The sequence below is a fragment of the Salinivibrio sp. AR640 genome, from assembly GCF_001995405.1.
GTDB classification, from domain to species: domain Bacteria; phylum Pseudomonadota; class Gammaproteobacteria; order Enterobacterales; family Vibrionaceae; genus Salinivibrio; species Salinivibrio costicola.
This window is the reverse complement of sequence record NZ_MUFD01000002.1, coordinates 93,430-110,701: the sequence shown is the minus strand read 5'-3', so window position 1 is coordinate 110,701 and position 17,272 is coordinate 93,430. Positions and strand designations below refer to the sequence as shown.

12 protein-coding genes are annotated in these 17,272 nt (G+C 50.4%); 9 read left to right on the top strand and 3 right to left on the bottom strand.

From position 1 onward, the window contains the following. Nucleotides 1-37: 37 nt before the first annotated feature. The 6 genes from pheS (at nucleotide 38) to BZG75_RS02005 (ending at nucleotide 7,237) form a co-directional block, all read left to right on the top strand. Complete coding sequence (pheS, locus tag BZG75_RS02030; RefSeq protein ID WP_025744396.1) at nucleotides 38-1,021, top strand: phenylalanine--tRNA ligase subunit alpha; 984 nt, start codon at nucleotides 38-40, stop codon at nucleotides 1,019-1,021. Between the two features lie 19 nt (nucleotides 1,022-1,040). After that, complete coding sequence (gene pheT, locus BZG75_RS02025; protein WP_077576015.1) at nucleotides 1,041-3,443, top strand: phenylalanine--tRNA ligase subunit beta; 2,403 nt, start codon at nucleotides 1,041-1,043, stop codon at nucleotides 3,441-3,443. A 404-nt stretch (nucleotides 3,444-3,847) separates the two neighbouring features. Next, the gene (ihfA, locus tag BZG75_RS02020; RefSeq protein ID WP_077460508.1) at nucleotides 3,848-4,144 is read left to right on the top strand and encodes an integration host factor subunit alpha; all 297 of its coding nucleotides are present in this window, start codon (nucleotides 3,848-3,850) and stop codon (nucleotides 4,142-4,144) included. A gap of 170 nt (nucleotides 4,145-4,314) precedes the next feature. Next, nucleotides 4,315-5,346: a succinylglutamate desuccinylase gene (locus tag BZG75_RS02015; protein WP_077460509.1), complete on the top strand. Its 1,032-nt coding sequence runs from the start codon at nucleotides 4,315-4,317 to the stop codon at nucleotides 5,344-5,346. 104 nt (nucleotides 5,347-5,450) lie between these two features. After that, nucleotides 5,451-6,434, top strand: a complete 984-nt coding sequence (gene btuC, locus BZG75_RS02010; protein WP_077460661.1) for a vitamin B12 ABC transporter permease BtuC — start codon at nucleotides 5,451-5,453, stop codon at nucleotides 6,432-6,434. Then, nucleotides 6,434-7,237 carry an ATP-binding cassette domain-containing protein gene (locus tag BZG75_RS02005; protein ID WP_077576014.1) on the top strand — a complete coding sequence of 268 codons (804 nt, stop codon included), beginning with the start codon at nucleotides 6,434-6,436 and terminating at the stop codon, nucleotides 7,235-7,237. Before btuC ends, BZG75_RS02005 begins: the two co-directional genes overlap by 1 nt. Before the next feature lie 13 nt (nucleotides 7,238-7,250). Here the strand turns inward: BZG75_RS02005 and BZG75_RS02000 are convergent, their stop codons facing one another. After that, entirely contained in the window at nucleotides 7,251-7,715 is a 465-nt protein-coding gene (locus BZG75_RS02000) for a tellurite resistance TerB family protein (protein WP_077576013.1), read from the bottom strand. A 228-nt stretch (nucleotides 7,716-7,943) separates the two neighbouring features. Between BZG75_RS02000 and hrpA the strand changes: the two genes are divergently transcribed. The 3 genes from hrpA to BZG75_RS01985 all read left to right on the top strand — a co-directional run bounded on the left by hrpA (nucleotide 7,944) and on the right by BZG75_RS01985 (nucleotide 13,598). Beyond that, nucleotides 7,944-11,780, top strand: a complete 3,837-nt coding sequence (hrpA, locus tag BZG75_RS01995) for an ATP-dependent RNA helicase HrpA (protein ID WP_077576088.1) — start codon at nucleotides 7,944-7,946, stop codon at nucleotides 11,778-11,780. A gap of 181 nt (nucleotides 11,781-11,961) precedes the next feature. Beyond that, nucleotides 11,962-12,597 carry a murein L,D-transpeptidase catalytic domain family protein gene (locus tag BZG75_RS01990; protein ID WP_077576012.1) on the top strand — a complete coding sequence of 212 codons (636 nt, stop codon included), beginning with the start codon at nucleotides 11,962-11,964 and terminating at the stop codon, nucleotides 12,595-12,597. A 149-nt stretch (nucleotides 12,598-12,746) separates the two neighbouring features. Continuing rightward, on the top strand, nucleotides 12,747-13,598 hold the full coding sequence (locus BZG75_RS01985; RefSeq protein WP_158009950.1) for a DNA ligase: 852 nt from the start codon (nucleotides 12,747-12,749) through the stop codon (nucleotides 13,596-13,598). Nucleotides 13,599-13,628: 30 nt separating this feature from the next. Here BZG75_RS01985 and dld read toward each other — a convergent pair whose 3' ends face one another. After that, on the bottom strand, nucleotides 13,629-15,440 hold the full coding sequence (dld, locus tag BZG75_RS01980; RefSeq protein ID WP_077576010.1) for a D-lactate dehydrogenase: 1,812 nt from the start codon (nucleotides 15,438-15,440) through the stop codon (nucleotides 13,629-13,631). A gap of 99 nt (nucleotides 15,441-15,539) precedes the next feature. Continuing rightward, on the bottom strand, nucleotides 15,540-17,231 hold the full coding sequence (locus tag BZG75_RS01975) for an L-lactate permease (protein ID WP_077576009.1): 1,692 nt from the start codon (nucleotides 17,229-17,231) through the stop codon (nucleotides 15,540-15,542). Nucleotides 17,232-17,272: the final 41 nt, after the last annotated feature.

Genomic DNA, 17,272 nt, shown 5'->3' with positions numbered 1-17,272 from the left:
CCTGGTTTGGACTGCCCAACGGGTCGACGAGGAAACAATGCAACAATTAGAAGAAATTCTTGCGAATGCAACCAATGCGGTGGCCGATGCTGCCTCTGTGGCTGCATTGGATGAAGTCCGGGTAAAATACCTAGGAAAGAAGGGTGAGCTAACCGCACAGCTTCAGGCTTTAGGCAAATTGCCTCCTGAAGAACGCCGCGAAGCGGGTCAGAAGATTAATCAGGCTAAGCAAACCGTGCAGCAGACGATTGCTGAACGTAAGCAAGCACTAGAACGTGCTGAGCTAGAAGCCAAACTGGCCGCCGAAACCATTGATGTGAGCCTGCCAGGCCGCCGGATTGAAAACGGTGGATTGCATCCGGTAACGCGCACCATTGAGCGTATTGAGCAATTTTTTGGTGAGCTTGGTTTTTCGGTGGAAGCTGGACCGGAAGTGGAAGATGGCTTCCATAACTTTGATGCATTGAACATCGCAGCCGATCATCCCGCGCGTACCGATCATGACACCTTCTTCTTTAACCCTGATTTGATGTTGCGTACCCATACCTCGGGCGTTCAGATCCGGACCATGGAAGCCGGCAAACCGCCATTCCGTATTATTGCGCCAGGCCGTGTTTATCGAAACGATTACGACCAAACGCACACGCCCATGTTCCACCAAGTAGAAGGCTTACTGGTCGATAAAGACATTACCTTTGCCGATCTAAAAGGTATTTTGAACGACTTCCTTCGCAACTTTTTTGAGGAAGATCTCGAAGTACGTTTCCGTCCTTCCTATTTCCCGTTTACCGAGCCCTCAGCGGAAGTCGATGTGCGCCGTAAAGGTGGCAAATGGCTAGAGATCTTAGGTTGTGGCATGGTTCACCCCAATGTCCTGCGGTCGGTGAACATTGACCCAGAGGAATATCAAGGTTTTGCCTTTGGTATTGGGGTTGAGCGCCTAACCATGTTGCGCTATGGCGTGAATGATCTTCGTGCGTTCTTTGAGAACGATCTGCGCTTTTTGAAACAATTTAAGTAATCAGTGGGGCAAGGTAATAATGAAATTCAGTGAATCTTGGTTGAGAGAGTGGGTAAATCCAGCAAACGACACCAACGCGCTTGCCCACCAGATCACCATGGCCGGTCTTGAAGTTGACGAGATTGCCCCCGTGGCTGGCGAATTTAGCGGTGTGGTTGTGGGTGAAGTGGTGGAATGTGGTCAACACCCTGACGCAGACAAACTGCGGGTCACTAAAATTAATGTCGGTAACGATGAGTTACTGGATATTGTCTGTGGTGCGCCGAATTGTCGCCAAGGCTTAAAAGTGGCGGTAGCCATGGTTGGAGCGGTATTGCCGGGTGATTTTAAAATCAAAAAGGCTAAGCTACGCGGTCAGCCATCATTCGGTATGTTGTGCTCGTTCACCGAGCTGGGTATCGATGTGGAATCGGATGGGATTATCGAATTGCCCGCTGACGCGCCGATTGGTACTGACATCCGTGATTATCTTGCACTCAACGATGTCACCATCGATGTGGATTTGACCCCAAACCGCGCTGATTGTTTGAGCCTACGTGGCTTGGCGCGTGAAGTGGGCGTATTAAACCGCACCGATGTAACAGAGCCTACCATTACGCCTGTTGCTGCCAGCATTGAAGACAAAGTATCGGTGCGCATCGATGCGCCGCAAGCGTGCCCACGTTATCTGGGTCGTGTGGTAAAAAACGTTGATCTTAATGCGCAGAGCCCGTTGTGGATGCAAGAAAAACTGCGTCGCAGTGGTATTCGTTCTATCGATCCTGTGGTGGATGTCACCAACTATGTGATGCTTGAGCAAGGTCAGCCAATGCATGCGTTTGATCTTGGCAAGATTGAAGGTGGCATCGTGGTGCGTTTAGCCGAAGAAGGCGAAGCACTGACCTTACTTGATGGCAATGAAGCCAAACTAAATACGCAAACGCTCGTTATTGCGGATGAGAAAAAAGCGTTGGCGATGGTTGGCATTTTTGGCGGCCAAGAGTCAGGTGTGACCACAGAAACCCAAGATATTCTGTTAGAGTCAGCCTTTTTTGCCCCGGAAGCGATTCGTGGTCGTGCACGTAGCTATGGTCTACACACAGATTCATCTCACCGCTTTGAGCGCGGGGTTGATCCGGCACTGCAAGCCGCAGCGATGGAGCGAGCGACTGAGTTATTGCTGGCTATCTGTGGCGGCGAAGCGGGCGAGATTGTGACGGCTGAGTCTACTAACACCTTGCCAGTTCGTGACACTGTCACTCTTCGTCGTACCAAGCTCGATGGTTTACTCGGGCATGCTATTGACAACAAGGATGTCGACGCCATTTTGACCCGCTTAGGCTGTGCGGTGACGACCACCGATCAAGGTTGGGAAGCAACGGCACCAAGCTGGCGTTTTGATATTGCCATCGAGCAAGATTTGATTGAGGAAGTGGGTCGTATCTATGGCTACGACAATATTCCGACCCGTGCGCCGAAAGCTGCGCTCACCATGCGCGAATATAAAGAAGCGGCGATGCCACTCAAGCGTGTACGTGATCTTCTGGTTGACCGTGGTTTCCATGAAGCGATCACTTATAGCTTTGTTGAGCCCAAGCAACAGGCGTTGATTGTGCCGAATGTGGCGCCGTTAATCCTGCCAAGCCCCATCTCGGCGGATATGTCCGCGATGCGCTTAAGCTTATTACCTGGTTTGCTCAATACGGTGGCTTATAATCAAAAGCGTCAACAACCGCGCGTGCGTTTGTTTGAGTTTGGTTTACGCTTCACGCCTGAAGGTGATATGAGCGGTGACATACGTCAAGATAACATTCGTCAAGAGCGGATGCTTGCCGGAGTTATTGCCGGACCAAGTAGCGAAGAGCATTGGGATCTGACCAGCTCAACGGTTGATTTCTTTGACTTGAAAGGGGATCTGGAAGCGGTGCTTGAGCTAACCGGTCAGTTGAATGATTTCCGCTTTGTGTCAGCCTCTCATCCCGCGATGCACCCAGGCCAAACTGCAGCGATTGAGTTTGATGGCAATGTTGTCGGCCATATTGGTACGCTACATCCAGAGCTAGAACGCGAGTTTGGCTTAAATGGGCGCACCGTGGTGTTTGAGCTGGAATGGCAAGCGATTGATACGCGCTTTATTCCTGAAGCGGCCGGTCTGTCCAAGTTCCCTGCAAACCGTCGTGATATTGCGGTGATTGCCGATGAGTCGCTCGCATCAGGTGATGTAGTCGCTGCGTGTTTGCAAAGTGGTAATGCGCTGATTAAAGATGCACAACTTTTCGACCTGTATACCGGTAAAGGGGTAGAAGACGGGAAGAAGAGCTTAGCGATAGCACTTATTTTGCAATCGGATAAGCGCACCCTAGAAGAGGCCGATATCAGTGACGCGGTGTCGGGTGTCGTGAACAACCTCTCAGAAAAACTGGGCGTGGTCTTGCGAGATTAGCCCCATTTAAGTGAAAAAAGCAGCGGTAACGCTGCTTTTTTTATGCCTAAATGGCCTAACATCTATGCGTTTGAAAAACTGAATAAACTCGCTATATTTGTTTATTAATTGTTCAATTATTGATAAAAGCGTCTAATATCGACCACAGAGGTTGTCCATTTATAGACGTACCGGCAGATAAACGTGTAAGGTATTGGTTTAAAAGGTCAATTTTTTGGACATGGCGCTATTTTTTTTCATGTAAAAAAGTTGGCGCAAATCAGCCAGTTGGCATACACTTGTTTTTAAGTGGTTTTCGAATGTTCCTAAAATACAAGGGCTAAAGACGCGTAGACCACGTGTAGAATGGCGGTGTCGATACTGCGGTATTGCCAATATGTTAAACAATTCTTGAGGGAAAACCTATGGCGCTCACGAAAGCCGATTTGGCTGAGAACCTGTTTGAAAATATCGGGATTAGCAAACGGGACGCCAAGGATACAGTCGAAGTGTTTTTTGAAGAAGTACGAAAAGCGCTTGAAAGTGGCGAGCAAGTCAAACTGTCCGGTTTTGGTAATTTTGATTTGCGAGACAAGAATCAACGCCCCGGTCGAAACCCTAAAACAGGGGAAGATATTCCGATCACGGCGCGTCGTGTTGTCACTTTTCGACCCGGCCAAAAACTTAAAGCACGAGTTGAAAATGCAGAAGTTGAAAAGTAAGCCTACATCAACTTGTCGGTGGTGATAGCACCACAATAGAAAGCCGTGTGCCTTTGGTTCACGGCTTTTTAATTTGTCTATACATGATCACATTGTCAGGATAAAACACTGGGGTTATTGGTTATCTCGTTGTAACGTTTTGTTGTCTAGTTGTAATAAAAGGAAGCATTATGCTGACAGCACGCCCAGGCGCCTTTATTGATGCCGCCCTGACCGCGCCTCACGCGTTCCAAGCCGACCAATGGCATCAGTCGTCTCTGACCTTCACACACCACATGCCCGGTGTGGTGCGCATCCAACCTGACAACCCCACGGTATCGCGTTGCGTGGTCTTATCTGCGGGGATCCATGGCGATGAAACCGCACCGATTGAGCTGATTGACGGGTTGCTGGCCGATATTCTCAGTGGCGCATTGATTCCGACGGTGCCGTTACTGCTCATTATTGGTCATGCAGAAGCCATTAAAGCCCATACCCGGTTTATTGAAGATAACTTGAACCGTCTTTTTGGTGGCTGGAATCAAGAAAAAAACGAAGAACACCACTTGGCCAACCAGCTACAGCAAGCAGTCAGTGACTTTTTTGCGGCGCAGCCCGCGTCAATGCAGCGTTGGCACTTGGATTTACACAGCGCTATTCGCGACTCTTTCCACTATATGTTTGGCGTGATCCCCAAGACGTCTAAAGCGACGGATGTACGCCCACTGGCGGCCTTGCTCAACGATGCGCAAATGGATGCGAGTGTTCTGTCACAATCGCCATCCCCCACATTCAGCTGGTACAGCGCCAACCATCATGATGCCTTGGCGGCGACCTTAGAAATGGGGCGTGTTGCGCCACTGTATGAGAACGACATGCGTGAGTATGCACCGCTTAATCAGACATTACGCACGCTCCTTAGCGAGACTGCGTTGCCCTCGACACTGACACCCATGCGTTTTTATCGAGTAACACGCACGTTGACGAAACACACCGAGCAGTTTGCGCTGACGTTTTCATCCTCGGCGAAGAACTTTACGCCGTTTCAGCAAGGTGAATGCTTGGCCACGGATGAATGTATGAGCATTCATGCTGAGCAAGACGGTGAGGTCGTGATCTTCCCCAATGCGAATGTGCCGGTTGGCCATCGTGCTGGATTATTAGCCACGCCTTTTCGCCCTGATGCCGACCAGCCCTTGTATGTGAATACAACATCAGCGTAATTGCGTACTCTTGCCACACGCTGGGCGTTAGCGCTTTTCAACCGTTGATTCAGTCGGTAAAGTACATTGCATTATTATGTGCTGAATAGATGGTCGAACGACCCATGCAAGTGTCATCACTCACCGCCCGCCAACATATCCGTTGGCGGCGCGCGTTATGTATTTTTTCCTGTCTTTTGTTGTTAGCCAGTGGCGCGGCGCTGAGTGTGGGAGAGCTCTGGATTAATCCGCTCGCGCCCGATTCGCCATTGGCGCAACAACTGCTGATCCAGCTGCGTTTGCCTCGGGTGTTAGCTGCATTATTGATAGGAGCGTCGCTGGCGATGGCGGGAGCCAGCTTGCAAGTATTGCTGGGTAATCCTTTGGCTGAGCCGGGTGTGCTTGGGATCTCCGGTGGGGCGAGCATTGCGGTCGTCTTACTATTACTGCTTGCGCCTACGTGGGCATCGAGCTCGCATATGGCGATTGCTGCGATGCTAGGCGCCAGTGCCTTTACCTTAATATTGGTGATGTTGGCACGCCGGGCATTAGCCACGTCCCGAATTTTATTGGTGGGGGTTGCCCTGAGCATCTTAGCCGGCTCGGGAGTGACATTGGCATTTTATTTCAGCACCGACTTTAACCTACGCCAATTAATGGTTTGGTTAATGGGATCCCTATCGGGCATGCGTTTAGAGCATGTTGCGATATTGTCGATAACCTTACCTTGTATTGCGCTATTATGGCGCTACGGGCAAAAACTCGATCAACTCATGCTTGGCGACCAACAAGCACAGCAATTGGGACTTGATACTCATCGGCTGCGTTGGCAGTTGATTGTGCTCGTGAGCATACTGGTTGGGGTATCGGTTGCGACGGCCGGTGTGATCGGCTTTATTGGTCTAATTGTGCCGCATTATTTGCGCTTATGGTTGGGCAGCCGTAATAGCTACTTGTTGCCAATGTCGGCGCTTGCCGGCGCATTATTGCTCGTCTGTGCGGATACCATTGGACGGCTTATTATTCCCTCGGCGGAGTTACCTGTCGGCGTGGTAACCAGTGTGATTGGTGCACCTTTGTTTATTTGGATGTTAGTGAGGGCGGGGTAATGGTGGTTCATGCGCAAGATGTGAGTTTGCCGCCGCGGCTTTTCCCCCTTTCCCTATCCGTTGAAGCCGGGCAGGTGGTGCATTTAATTGGGCCTAATGGCAGTGGCAAAAGTACCTTGTTACAGCTTCTCTCGGGATTAGAGATGCCAGAGGCTGGCCACATCGCGATCAATAGCCAACGTCTCGGCGGTCAAACCCGGCAAACATTGGCGCAGTGGCGCGGCTACCTGATGCAGCATCAACGTCCGGCGTTCGTCATGGGGGTGTTTGAATACCTTAATCTGGTGCTTGATAGCTTACCAAGACCAAGCTTACAAGGACAAAGCTTACAGCGAATGGCTGGCAGCGCACGTGATGAGGCGGTGAATCATATCGCCTCGCGTTTAGCTGTTTCCGATAAACTCCATCGGCGCATTGATAGCTTGTCCGGAGGAGAGTGGCAACGTGTTCGTCTCGCCGGCGCTTTGTTGCAAGTGTTGCCGTCACTTAACCCTCATGCGTGTCTGCTATTACTGGATGAACCGGCAACTGGGCTTGATGTAGCACAACAAGAAATCATCTACCAAGAAATTAGCATGATGGCAGCGACTTATGGCATTGCGATTGTGATGGCGAATCACGATCTCAACCGGACATTGGTACATGCCGGTAAGGTATTATTGCTTAACCAGGGACGCCTTGTTGCCACTGGGCGCCCTGGGCAGGTGTTAACCGATCGCCAACTTTCAGAGGTTTTTGCGACCCCGCTTGAGCAAGTCTCCACGGTAAATGGCCCCGTGATTATGCGTGCGCGAACGAGTTAACTACCACGCGTTGCTAGTCACGTTCATCGTTGTCGATAACCGTTAATTTGGCGCGAATAAAGTCAGCATGATCGACATAAAGTAGCTCGGCCGTTTTTCGAATCACGGCTTCCTCTAAGGGGTCGATGTTTTCATCAGCGTAAGCCACCGACCACATAGCTTCGATAAGCAAAATCCGTGTGTGCGGGTCGAGATCACGTAATTTATCGGTATATTCATAGAGTGACGTTGCATGCTCACTGTGTTGTCGTGCTTGCTCAAGTAACGATTCAGCTTGCGTGGCCTCAAGCGATAACAGTTGGCAGATCCGTGCTTTCTTGGTCTCCTTCTCCCTTTCATCAATATCATGATCCGCCATGGCGACTTCACTGAGCAGGCCAGCCATCGCTTGATGCCGTGATAAGCCTGCCTGATCGCCCTGTTGCCCCAGATCGGCCGCAAAGGCAGATTCTAATTTACTAAATAGCTGTTTAAGCATGGCGCTTCTCCCTACTGCGAAGTCATTTCGGTCTGTCATAGAATACGGCGCGAATCCTATGCAGGTTTGATTCTTTTTACTTTGTGATAGGATGCGACACCAATCAACCTTATTTATCGGCTGTGACACTGATAAACGCCTTAAAAGATTAAGCAGTAAGCAGGAATCGCCTTGAGTTCACGTCATCACAACACGCCAGACACGCTATTTGCAGCCTTAAACGATTGTATGCTGCAAGACCGTTTTCGCTTTAAAAAACGCATTCACGGTGCGCAGAAAATCAATAAAAACGATGCCAAACAGGCCGTTTACGATCAAATCGCCGCGGATATGGCGCAAAGCATGCAGCGCCTTTTATCACGACAAACGAGCACGCCCACCATTAGTTATCCTGAGGCATTGCCCGTTAGTCAGAAAAAAGACGATATTGCCGAGGCTATTGCCAACCATCAGGTAGTGATTATTGCCGGTGAAACGGGATCGGGTAAAACCACTCAGCTACCCAAGATTTGTATGGAATTAGGGCTGGGTGTTGCAGGGACCATTGGTCATACGCAGCCACGTCGCTTGGCGGCGCGCTCTGTTGCTTCTCGCATTGCCGATGAGCTTGATGTCGAGCTTGGCCGTAGTATCGGCTATAAAGTGCGTTTTAACGACAAGGTGTCAGATGCGACTCAAGTAAAGCTGATGACTGACGGGATCTTGTTGGCAGAAATTCAGCATGATCGTTATCTCAATCAGTATGACTGCATCATCATCGATGAAGCGCACGAACGTAGCCTCAATATCGACTTTATTCTCGGCTATTTGCGCGAGTTGCTGCCAAAGCGTCCCGACTTAAAAGTCATCATCACCTCGGCGACCATCGACCCAGAACGTTTTTCTAAGCATTTCAACAATGCCCCCATGATTGAGGTGTCTGGCCGCACTTATCCGGTTGACGTGCGCTATCGTCCGTTGGCTGAAGACGATGAAAGCGACCGCGATCAGCTTGAAGCGATTAGCGAAGCCGTCGATGAGCTTTGCACCGAAGGGCCAGGCGACATTCTGATCTTTATGAATGGTGAGCGAGAAATTCGTGACACGGCCGATCACTTGCAACGTCGCCAGTTACGGGATACCGAGATTTTACCGCTCTATGCTCGGCTTTCTGCCGGCGAACAAAATCGTGTTTTTCAATCTCATTCTGGGCGACGGATTGTACTGGCCACCAACGTCGCAGAAACCTCGTTGACGGTCCCGGGGATCAAGTATGTGATTGATCCGGGTACGGCGCGCATTTCACGCTATAGCTACCGCACCAAGGTACAGCGGTTGCCCATTGAGCCAATTTCGCAAGCCAGTGCCAACCAGCGTAAGGGCCGTTGCGGGCGTGTGTCAGAAGGGATTTGTATTCGCCTTTATAGCGAAGACGATTTTTTAGGTCGACCTGAGTTTACCGATCCGGAAATTCTTCGAACCAATCTGGCGTCGGTGATTTTGCAAATGACGGCGCTTGGTCTGGGTGATATTCAAGCCTTTCCGTTTGTTCAGCCACCTGATAGCCGTCACATTAAAGACGGTGTGCGCTTACTCGAAGAGCTGGGGGCAATTAAATCCGGACAAGTGGCCTCCAAGCGTCAGCTGACGGGAGTGGGCAAAACCCTGGCCAAGCTTCCGATTGATCCGCGTTTAGCGCGCATGGTGATTGAAGCGCCTAAGTATGGGGCACTCAATGAAGTGATGGTGATTGCTGCCGCGCTGGCGATTCAAGATCCGCGTGAGCGTCCGGCGGACAAACAGCAACAAGCCGATGAGCAGCACCGCCGGTTTGCCGATAAAGAATCCGACTTTTTAGCGTATGTCAATCTGTGGGGCTACGTGAAAGAGCAGCAACAATTGCTGTCGAATAACCAGTTCCGCAAGCAGTGTAAAACAGACTACCTCAACTACCCGCGTGTACGAGAGTGGCAAGATGTCCACTACCAAATTACCCAGGTAATGAAAGAGCAAAACAGCGCATTTAACCAAGAGCCGGCAAACTATCAGGCTGTGCATATGGCTTTACTCGCCGGCATGTTGAGTCATATTGGTTTAAAAGACCAAGAGAAGAACGATTACCAAGGTGCCCGCAATGCACGTTTCCATATTTTTCCTGGATCGGGCTTATTTAAAAAACAGCCTAAATGGGTGATGGTGGCCGAGCTGGTCGAAACCTCCAAATTATGGGGGCGAATTGCCGCGCGGATCCAACCCGAGTGGGTCGAACCCTTGGCGCAGCATCTGATTAAGCGCACCTACAGTGAGCCGCATTGGTCTCGGAAGCAGGCGGCTGTCATGGCAAGCGAAAAAGTGACCTTATACGGGATCCCGATTATTGCCAGCCGCAAAGTAAACTATGGCCCGATTGATCCTGTGCTCAGCCGCGAACTATTTATTCGCTCGGCGCTGGTTGAAGGCGACTGGCAGACTAAGCACGCCTTTTTCCGTCAAAATCAAAAGCTGCTTGCAGAGGTAGAAGAGCTAGAGCTTAAATCGCGTCGCCGCGATATTTTGGCAGACGATGACACCTTGTTTGATTTTTATGATCAGCGTCTCGATCACAGCGTGGTCAGTGGTCGCCACTTTGATAGCTGGTGGAAAAAAGCCCGTCAGGACGATCCCGATTTACTGAATTTCGAAAAAGCCATGCTGCTGCAAGGTGATGCGAGCCATGTCACCGAGTTAGACTATCCCAACGTTTGGTATCAAGATAACGTCAAACTCAAGCTCAGTTATCAGTTTGAACCCGGGCAAGATCATGATGGGGTCACGGTGCATATTCCGTTACCGATTCTCAACCAGGTATCTGAAGAGGGCTTTGATTGGCATGTGCCGGGTCTGCGTCATGAGCTGATTGTCGCATTGATCAAATCCTTGCCTAAGCCGTTACGTCGTAACTTTGTCCCGGCACCCAACTATGCCGATGCAATCTTACAGCGCGTGACGCCACTAGAGGCGCCTTTGCTAGATAGTATGGAAAAAGCCCTTAAGCAGATGTCAGGGGTGACGATTGCGCGTGAAAGCTGGAACTTCAGCCAACTGCCAGAGCATTTGCGGATGCAGTTCCGCGTCGTCGATGATAAAAATCGAACCCTCGCGGAAAGCGAAGATCTGAACGCGCTTAAAGTGTCACTCAAAGATCAGGTTCAGGCCACCTTGTCGGACGTGGCAGATGATGACATTGAGCAGCAAGGGATTACGCAATGGCACTTTGGCCGTTTGCCATCGCGTTATCAGCAAAAAAAACATGGCTTTGAAGTCAAGGCTTACCCGGCGCTGGTGGATGAAAAAGACAGCGTCGCGATTCGCTTATTTGAAACGGAAGATCAGCAACTAAAAGCGATGCAGGCCGGACAGCGCCGGTTGATTTTACTCAATGTGCCATCGCCGATTAAATATCTTCATGCACATTTACCCAACAAATCAAAGCTGGGACTGTACTTTAACCCCTATGGGCGTGTGCTGGATTTAATCGATGATTGTATTGCTTGTGGCGTCGATAAATTAATTGCTCAGCACGGCGGCCTTACTTGGGAAGAGGCCGAGTTTGAGTCGTTAAAAGAAACCGTGCGTGCAGAGCTAGGTGATACAGTGGTCGACATTGCTCAGCACGTTGAGCAAATCCTGACGCATGCGTTTACTATCAACAAAAAACTGAAAGGCAAAGTAGATTTGTCGATGGCATTTGCTATGTCTGATATTAAAGCGCAATTGGAAGGCTTGATATACAAAGGGTTTGCCACCGACTGTGGTTGGGAGCGGCTGCCGGATATTTTGCGCTATATGAAGGCGATAGAACGTCGACTAGAAAAATTACCCGTCGATCCGACGCGCGATCGTAACCATATGCTCAAGATAGAGTCGGTCATGAACGACTATAAAACGCTGTATAACAAGCTGCCAAAAGGAAAGCCGGTGCCTGATGAGGTGAAGGCGATTCGTTGGATGATTGAAGAGCTACGCGTGAGTTACTTTGCTCAGCAATTGGGTACCCCGTCCCCGGTGTCTGATAAGCGGATCAAAAACGCAATGGCTGCGCTTTAATTGTGGCAACCTTCTGCCACCGTCGACTTGCGCGTGTACGTCGGTCTGCGGTGAGCTGATTAAATTACTTAACTATCAATAGCTAATGAAACCGTGTCTTTATGGCACGGTTTTTGTTTTTGTCAATACAGGCACGCTAACTAGATAGCCTGTATTGCAGTGGCAAAACAAGGAGCACATCATGATGCGATTCATTCTTCCCTATTGGGGACTTGGGCTGTTGGGCTTACTTACGTTGAGCATCTCTCATCCCGTATTGGCCAGCTTTAAAGATGACGTCAGTGGGCTATATCAATCCCTTCACCTTGAAGGAGAGGTGTCTTATCACGCTTTTGCCGATGCCTACCGTCACTTTTCCCAGCATCACAGTGCCAAACCTGTGATGACGTTAATTGATTATGGTAAGCCGTCGACCGAGAAACGCTTTTGGGTGATTAATGTTAAAACGCGTAATGTCCTTTTTCGTTCGTACGTCTCGCATGGCAAGAACAGTGGGAATCTGTATGCCAAGACGTTTTCTAATCGCGTCAATTCGCGACAAACATCCCTCGGCATTTATCGTGCTGCGGAAACGTATCACGGCAAACACGGCTATTCGCTACGCTTAGATGGCCTCTCTGAAGGTTTGAATGATAAGGCGCGTGAACGGGCAATTGTGATTCACGGTGCTGACTATGCCAATCCCGCCATGATTGAGCAAAGCGGTCGTCTTGGACGAAGCTGGGGGTGCCCGGCATTACCCACTGATTTATCATCTCGTGTGATTGATGTGATCAAAAATGGCACCTTCATCTATGCCTTTTCCCACCAGGCATAAAAAAGCCCGCGAGTCAGTTATCACGATGTATTGCAAACCTCACTACCGAACAATAACTGTTGCTAGCTTACTGCCAAAATCATCTTCCTTTTACCGCTTAGGCTTAGATTCTGGTTAGCCTTTAGCCTTATGCGATAAGGAGGACAATGATGCGATATATTAACCGGCTCAGTATTGGTTTGCTTTCTGCTTGTGTGCTATCCCCGGCCATATCATTGAGTGCTCCATCGGCACCGGCATTGATGCACGGCGTGGATGGGCAGTTAGCGTCACAAAGCTATCAAGGCTTTTGGGCGAGTGAGAAGCTAGACGGCATTCGGGCCTACTGGACCGGCACGGAATTGTTGACGCGCCAGGGGAATCCCATTCATGCACCGCAATCGTTTCTAGCAGCCTTGCCTAATGTGCCCCTTGATGGGGAGTTATGGGCTGGGCGCGGTGAATTTCAAACCGTATTGCGAACGGTGCTTGATAAGACGCCAAATGACAGTGATTGGCAACGTATTGGTTTTTACGTGTTCGATCTTCCACAGCATCCTGGCCCCTTCGCTGAGCGCTATCTGGCATTAAAACGCCTGGCCGAGCAAGGAGGCGACGTGATCCAGTGGGTTGAGCAGCAGCCGGTGGCCAATGACCAAGCGCTGGCCGATCGCTTGGCTCAAATCACCGACGCGGGTGGCGAAGGGCTGATGCTGCATCATCCAGAGAGTTTATACCTTGGCGCGCGCGTTGATAGCTTGGTCAAGCTTAAGGCGTACCAAGAAGTCGATGTGTCTGTGGTGGGAATGAATCCGGGGCAGGGACGTTTGAGCGGAATGATGGGATCACTCCAAGTGCAGATGGCGGATGGCACTGTGTTTAACGTTGGCTCTGGTTTTACCGATCAACAGCGTCAACGCCCGCCCGAGCAGGGGCAGACCATTGTCGTACGTTACAACGGCGTGACGGATAAAGGGATCCCACGTTTTGCCCGTTTTATACGAGAAAAAGTCGCGCTCTAGGCGCGACTTGACTCGCTTGTTGTTCGGCGGTTAGTGAGATGCGGTCGTCGATGAGCCGGACGTTGCTGTCTTGGTCGCGGTATCCGAGGTTGGGTGCCGCAATTGATGGTCAAGACATTGGCAATCGGTGCTGTACTTTTTCTTGCCGGTTTTTCCGATCCCAGGGTTGAAGCTGTTGGTTGGATCAAGTTGATGATAAAAGTTGGCTAAATCGGGCTCTGCCGCATAAAGGTGCCCCACATTATGTTCTGCCGGATATTTCGCGCCGCGGGTTTCTAATTGCGCCAGCATCTTAGCTTTGATTGCTGCCACGTCTGCGCCTTTTTTTATCACATAGTCTTGGTGAAACACATGACAGAAGAAATGGCCGTAATAGAGCTTTGTCACTATGTTTTGTTCAATCTCTTCGGGCAAGTGTTCTTGCCATTCGGTTTCATTACGTTTTAGTGCAATGTCGAGAGCCAAAATGTCTTCACTATCCCGGTGGTGCATAATGTGATAGCGGATCGCTGCACCGGCGGCGGCAAAACGATGCAACATCGCTTTTTTGGCTTCATCCGCATTACAGGCAAAATAGTCACTGTCTGGGTGCTCGGCAAAAAAGCGGCTTAAAAAGGCGGATATCTCATTAATGCCCTCGTCAGAGGCTTTCACGATCAAGTGATGCTCATATCGATCGCGAAATGCCAACATGCGTTTGGGTAAATGTTGAGGAAATAATTGACTGGCATACTGCATCACTTTGTCGGGTAAGGACTTAGGCAGCAGCGGTACTTTGTCTAACCAGGCGGTGATCTGGGCTTTTAAGGCAAACATCTTGGGTATTGAATCGGTACCCAGTTGCCCAATCGCGAGAAACACGTCTTTTCCGTAACGCTCGGCGATATTAAAGGCATCACGGTGTATGTATTCACCGACCTCTGGCAAATGCGACAATTCAGACAGTACACGTCGACGCAGCGTATTGAAGACACCTGGATCATTGGTACCCAGATAAAAAACTTGCTCGCGCTCGGGGATAGGATAGGTGTCTAGTCGCACAGCGAACACAGCGAGTTTACCGGCACACCCGCTTACTTCATGCAGGCGACGTTTATCTGCGTTATAACGAGCAGGGCTGTCGGCATCGATATCACGCAAGATGTGCTCATAGTCATGGGCGGAGGCTTTACGGTCGTCAAACACAACGTCTTCGCGACGGTAATCCCCTTTTTCAACGCGAGAGAGTATGGTTTCTGGGTCGTCACCCAGGGCAATACCTAAATGGTTGACCAGTACTAATTCACCGTGTTCAGTCAGTTGCGCGAACAGCGAATATTCCGTATAAGCTGGACCACGCTTCACTAGCGCTCCCCCTGAGTTGTTCGCCACGCCGCCGACTATTGAGGCACCAATACACGACGAGCCGATGACCGAGTGAGGCGCTCGATGGTGGGGACGCAACGTTTTCTCTAAGTGATGCAGTGTGGTGCCAGGGAAACTGATCACTTGCTTGCCATCATCAATCAATTGTAATCCGTCGAGGCGGGTGGTGTTGATAATAACGACATCACGATCATAGTCATCCCCTTTGGGCGTAGAGCCCTCGGTTAACCCCGTGTTAGCCGCTTGCATAATCATGACCACATCGGCTGCAACACAAGCTTGTAGCACGCGCCATTGCATCACTAACGAGGTTGGAAAGATCACGGCCAGTGCCGATCCGCCCCCAGAGCGCCACCCCATGCGATAGTGCTGGGTTTGGCTTTTATCGGTAAGGAGGTTGTCTTTGCCCACGATGTCCGTCAACGTCGAGAGAAAAGTTTGCTGCTGGGTTGACGACAAACGTGATGGGGTATTCATAAGCGTTCCTTTCCTTCATGTTTACAAAGGCTGGGGTCAGCCTAGCTGGCCCGCTTGTGGTGAGGCAGGCCGAGAGACGCTCGGCCTGATGGATTGAGATTACGCTACAGTAAGCACATCAGCAAATTGCAGTATGTTCACCAATATAATGCCAATAATGCCGGCCGCGACTAAATAATACAGCGTGGGTAAAATCGTTTTTCTGAGCGTCGCGCCTTCTCGCCCAAGTAAGCCAACGGTTGCAGAGGCAGCGACGACGTTGTGTATTGCAATCATATTGCCAGCGGCCGCGCCAACAGCCTGTAGAGCAATGACAACCACCGTCGATGCGCCCAGGGTCTGTGCGACTTCAAACTGAAATTGACTAAACATCATGTTCGAAACGGTGTTTGAACCGGCAATAAATGCGCCTAATGCGCCAATTGTTGCACTCAGCGCTGGGAAGCCATCGCCGACCAGATCAGCGGCAAATCGTGCGGTCATCACGGGCATACTGACGAGTTCGGCACCATTCACGCCTGAGTTAATAAAAATACGCACCATTGGAATCGTAAAGACCAAGACAAAGCCGGCGCCGATCAGTGTTTTACTCGACTCGCGTGCAGCTGTTATTAGTGGGGCCAATTGACGAGCTTGTAATAAGACGGCGAGTAAGGCCACAAATGCCAGAATGCCTCCAGGGAGATATAAAGGCTGAATGGCGGCATTGATGCCCGTTTCACCAAACAGAGTGGTGAAACTTAAGCTCACATCCGTGAGTGCGGTTTTAACGGTTGGGCTGACACGGCTAATCACTAAGAAGACAGCTAATAGTATATAGGGCGTCCAAGCCATTGCTATGCTCATGGGTTTATCTTGGATTTTAAGGTCCATTTTTAATGACCCTAGCCAATGTGTCGGCCACGTGGATTCATCATCAAAGTCCCACTGCGTCTTGGGAGCAAGAAATCCTTTCCGCGCGGCTATCGTGACCAGCACAATACCGACGAGCCCGCCGAGTAGTGATGGAAACTCCGGGCCGAGCAGCCAGCCGGTGAGCGCGTAGGGAACCGTAAAGGCTAAACCAGCAAAAATCGCAAAAGGCGCGACCGCCAAGCCTTCTTTCCAGCTTTTATTTTTTCCAAAAAAACGGGTCAGCATCATAGCCATGAGCAGCGGCATAAGGGTGCCGATCACCGCATGAATAAACGAGACTTGCGTGGTAATTGCCTGCAAGTAGGTGGCCCAATCGCTGCCGTTGGCGGTGAGGGTCTGACCAATAGCATGACTGTCTAATCCTTTATTAACCCCGACGATAATGGGGGTCCCCACGGCGCCGAATGACACAGGGGTTGACTGGATCATCATGCCGACCACTACCGCTGCAAGCGCAGGGAAACCGATGGCAACCAAGAGTGGCGCGGCAATTGCAGCAGGTGTCCCAAACCCAGATGCTCCCTCAATAAAAGAGCCGAAACACCAAGCGATGATAATGGCTTGTATTCGCCTGTCGTCCGAGATGGTGGTAAAACCATTTCGAATAACGGTGATCGCGCCTGTGTGCTTTAACGTGTTAAGTAAAAGGATGGCACCAAACACGATCCACAGGACAGCGGCGGTGATAATGAGTCCTTGGGCAATAGAGGCCGATACGCGCGCTGCGCTCATTTGCCACTGGAATAGTGCGATCAAGACTGTCATGATAAAGGCAACCGGCATCGCCTTTTTGGCAGGCCAGTTTAACCCCACCAGTAAAATAGCAGCCACCACAATGGGTGAGAACGCAACGAGGGCGTAGAGGGTATCTGTCATAAGTATTCCTTAGTTAGGCGTCTCTTCCGTTAAATCACGTA

What these genes read in the sequence shown, in the direction of transcription:
- pheS (WP_025744396.1), top strand. Translation starts at nt 38, where the DNA reads ATGCAACAATTAGAAGAAATTCTTGCGAATGCAACCAATGCGGTGGCC.
- pheT (WP_077576015.1), top strand. Translation starts at nt 1,041, where the DNA reads ATGAAATTCAGTGAATCTTGGTTGAGAGAGTGGGTAAATCCAGCAAAC.
- ihfA (WP_077460508.1), top strand. Translation starts at nt 3,848, where the DNA reads ATGGCGCTCACGAAAGCCGATTTGGCTGAGAACCTGTTTGAAAATATC.
- BZG75_RS02015 (WP_077460509.1), top strand. Translation starts at nt 4,315, where the DNA reads ATGCTGACAGCACGCCCAGGCGCCTTTATTGATGCCGCCCTGACCGCG.
- btuC (WP_077460661.1), top strand. Translation starts at nt 5,451, where the DNA reads ATGCAAGTGTCATCACTCACCGCCCGCCAACATATCCGTTGGCGGCGC.
- BZG75_RS02005 (WP_077576014.1), top strand. Translation starts at nt 6,434, where the DNA reads ATGGTGGTTCATGCGCAAGATGTGAGTTTGCCGCCGCGGCTTTTCCCC.
- BZG75_RS02000 (WP_077576013.1), bottom strand. Translation starts at nt 7,715, where the DNA reads ATGCTTAAACAGCTATTTAGTAAATTAGAATCTGCCTTTGCGGCCGAT.
- hrpA (WP_077576088.1), top strand. Translation starts at nt 7,944, where the DNA reads ATGCTGCAAGACCGTTTTCGCTTTAAAAAACGCATTCACGGTGCGCAG.
- BZG75_RS01990 (WP_077576012.1), top strand. Translation starts at nt 11,962, where the DNA reads ATGATGCGATTCATTCTTCCCTATTGGGGACTTGGGCTGTTGGGCTTA.
- BZG75_RS01985 (WP_158009950.1), top strand. Translation starts at nt 12,747, where the DNA reads ATGCGATATATTAACCGGCTCAGTATTGGTTTGCTTTCTGCTTGTGTG.
- dld (WP_077576010.1), bottom strand. Translation starts at nt 15,440, where the DNA reads ATGAATACCCCATCACGTTTGTCGTCAACCCAGCAGCAAACTTTTCTC.
- BZG75_RS01975 (WP_077576009.1), bottom strand. Translation starts at nt 17,231, where the DNA reads ATGACAGATACCCTCTACGCCCTCGTTGCGTTCTCACCCATTGTGGTG.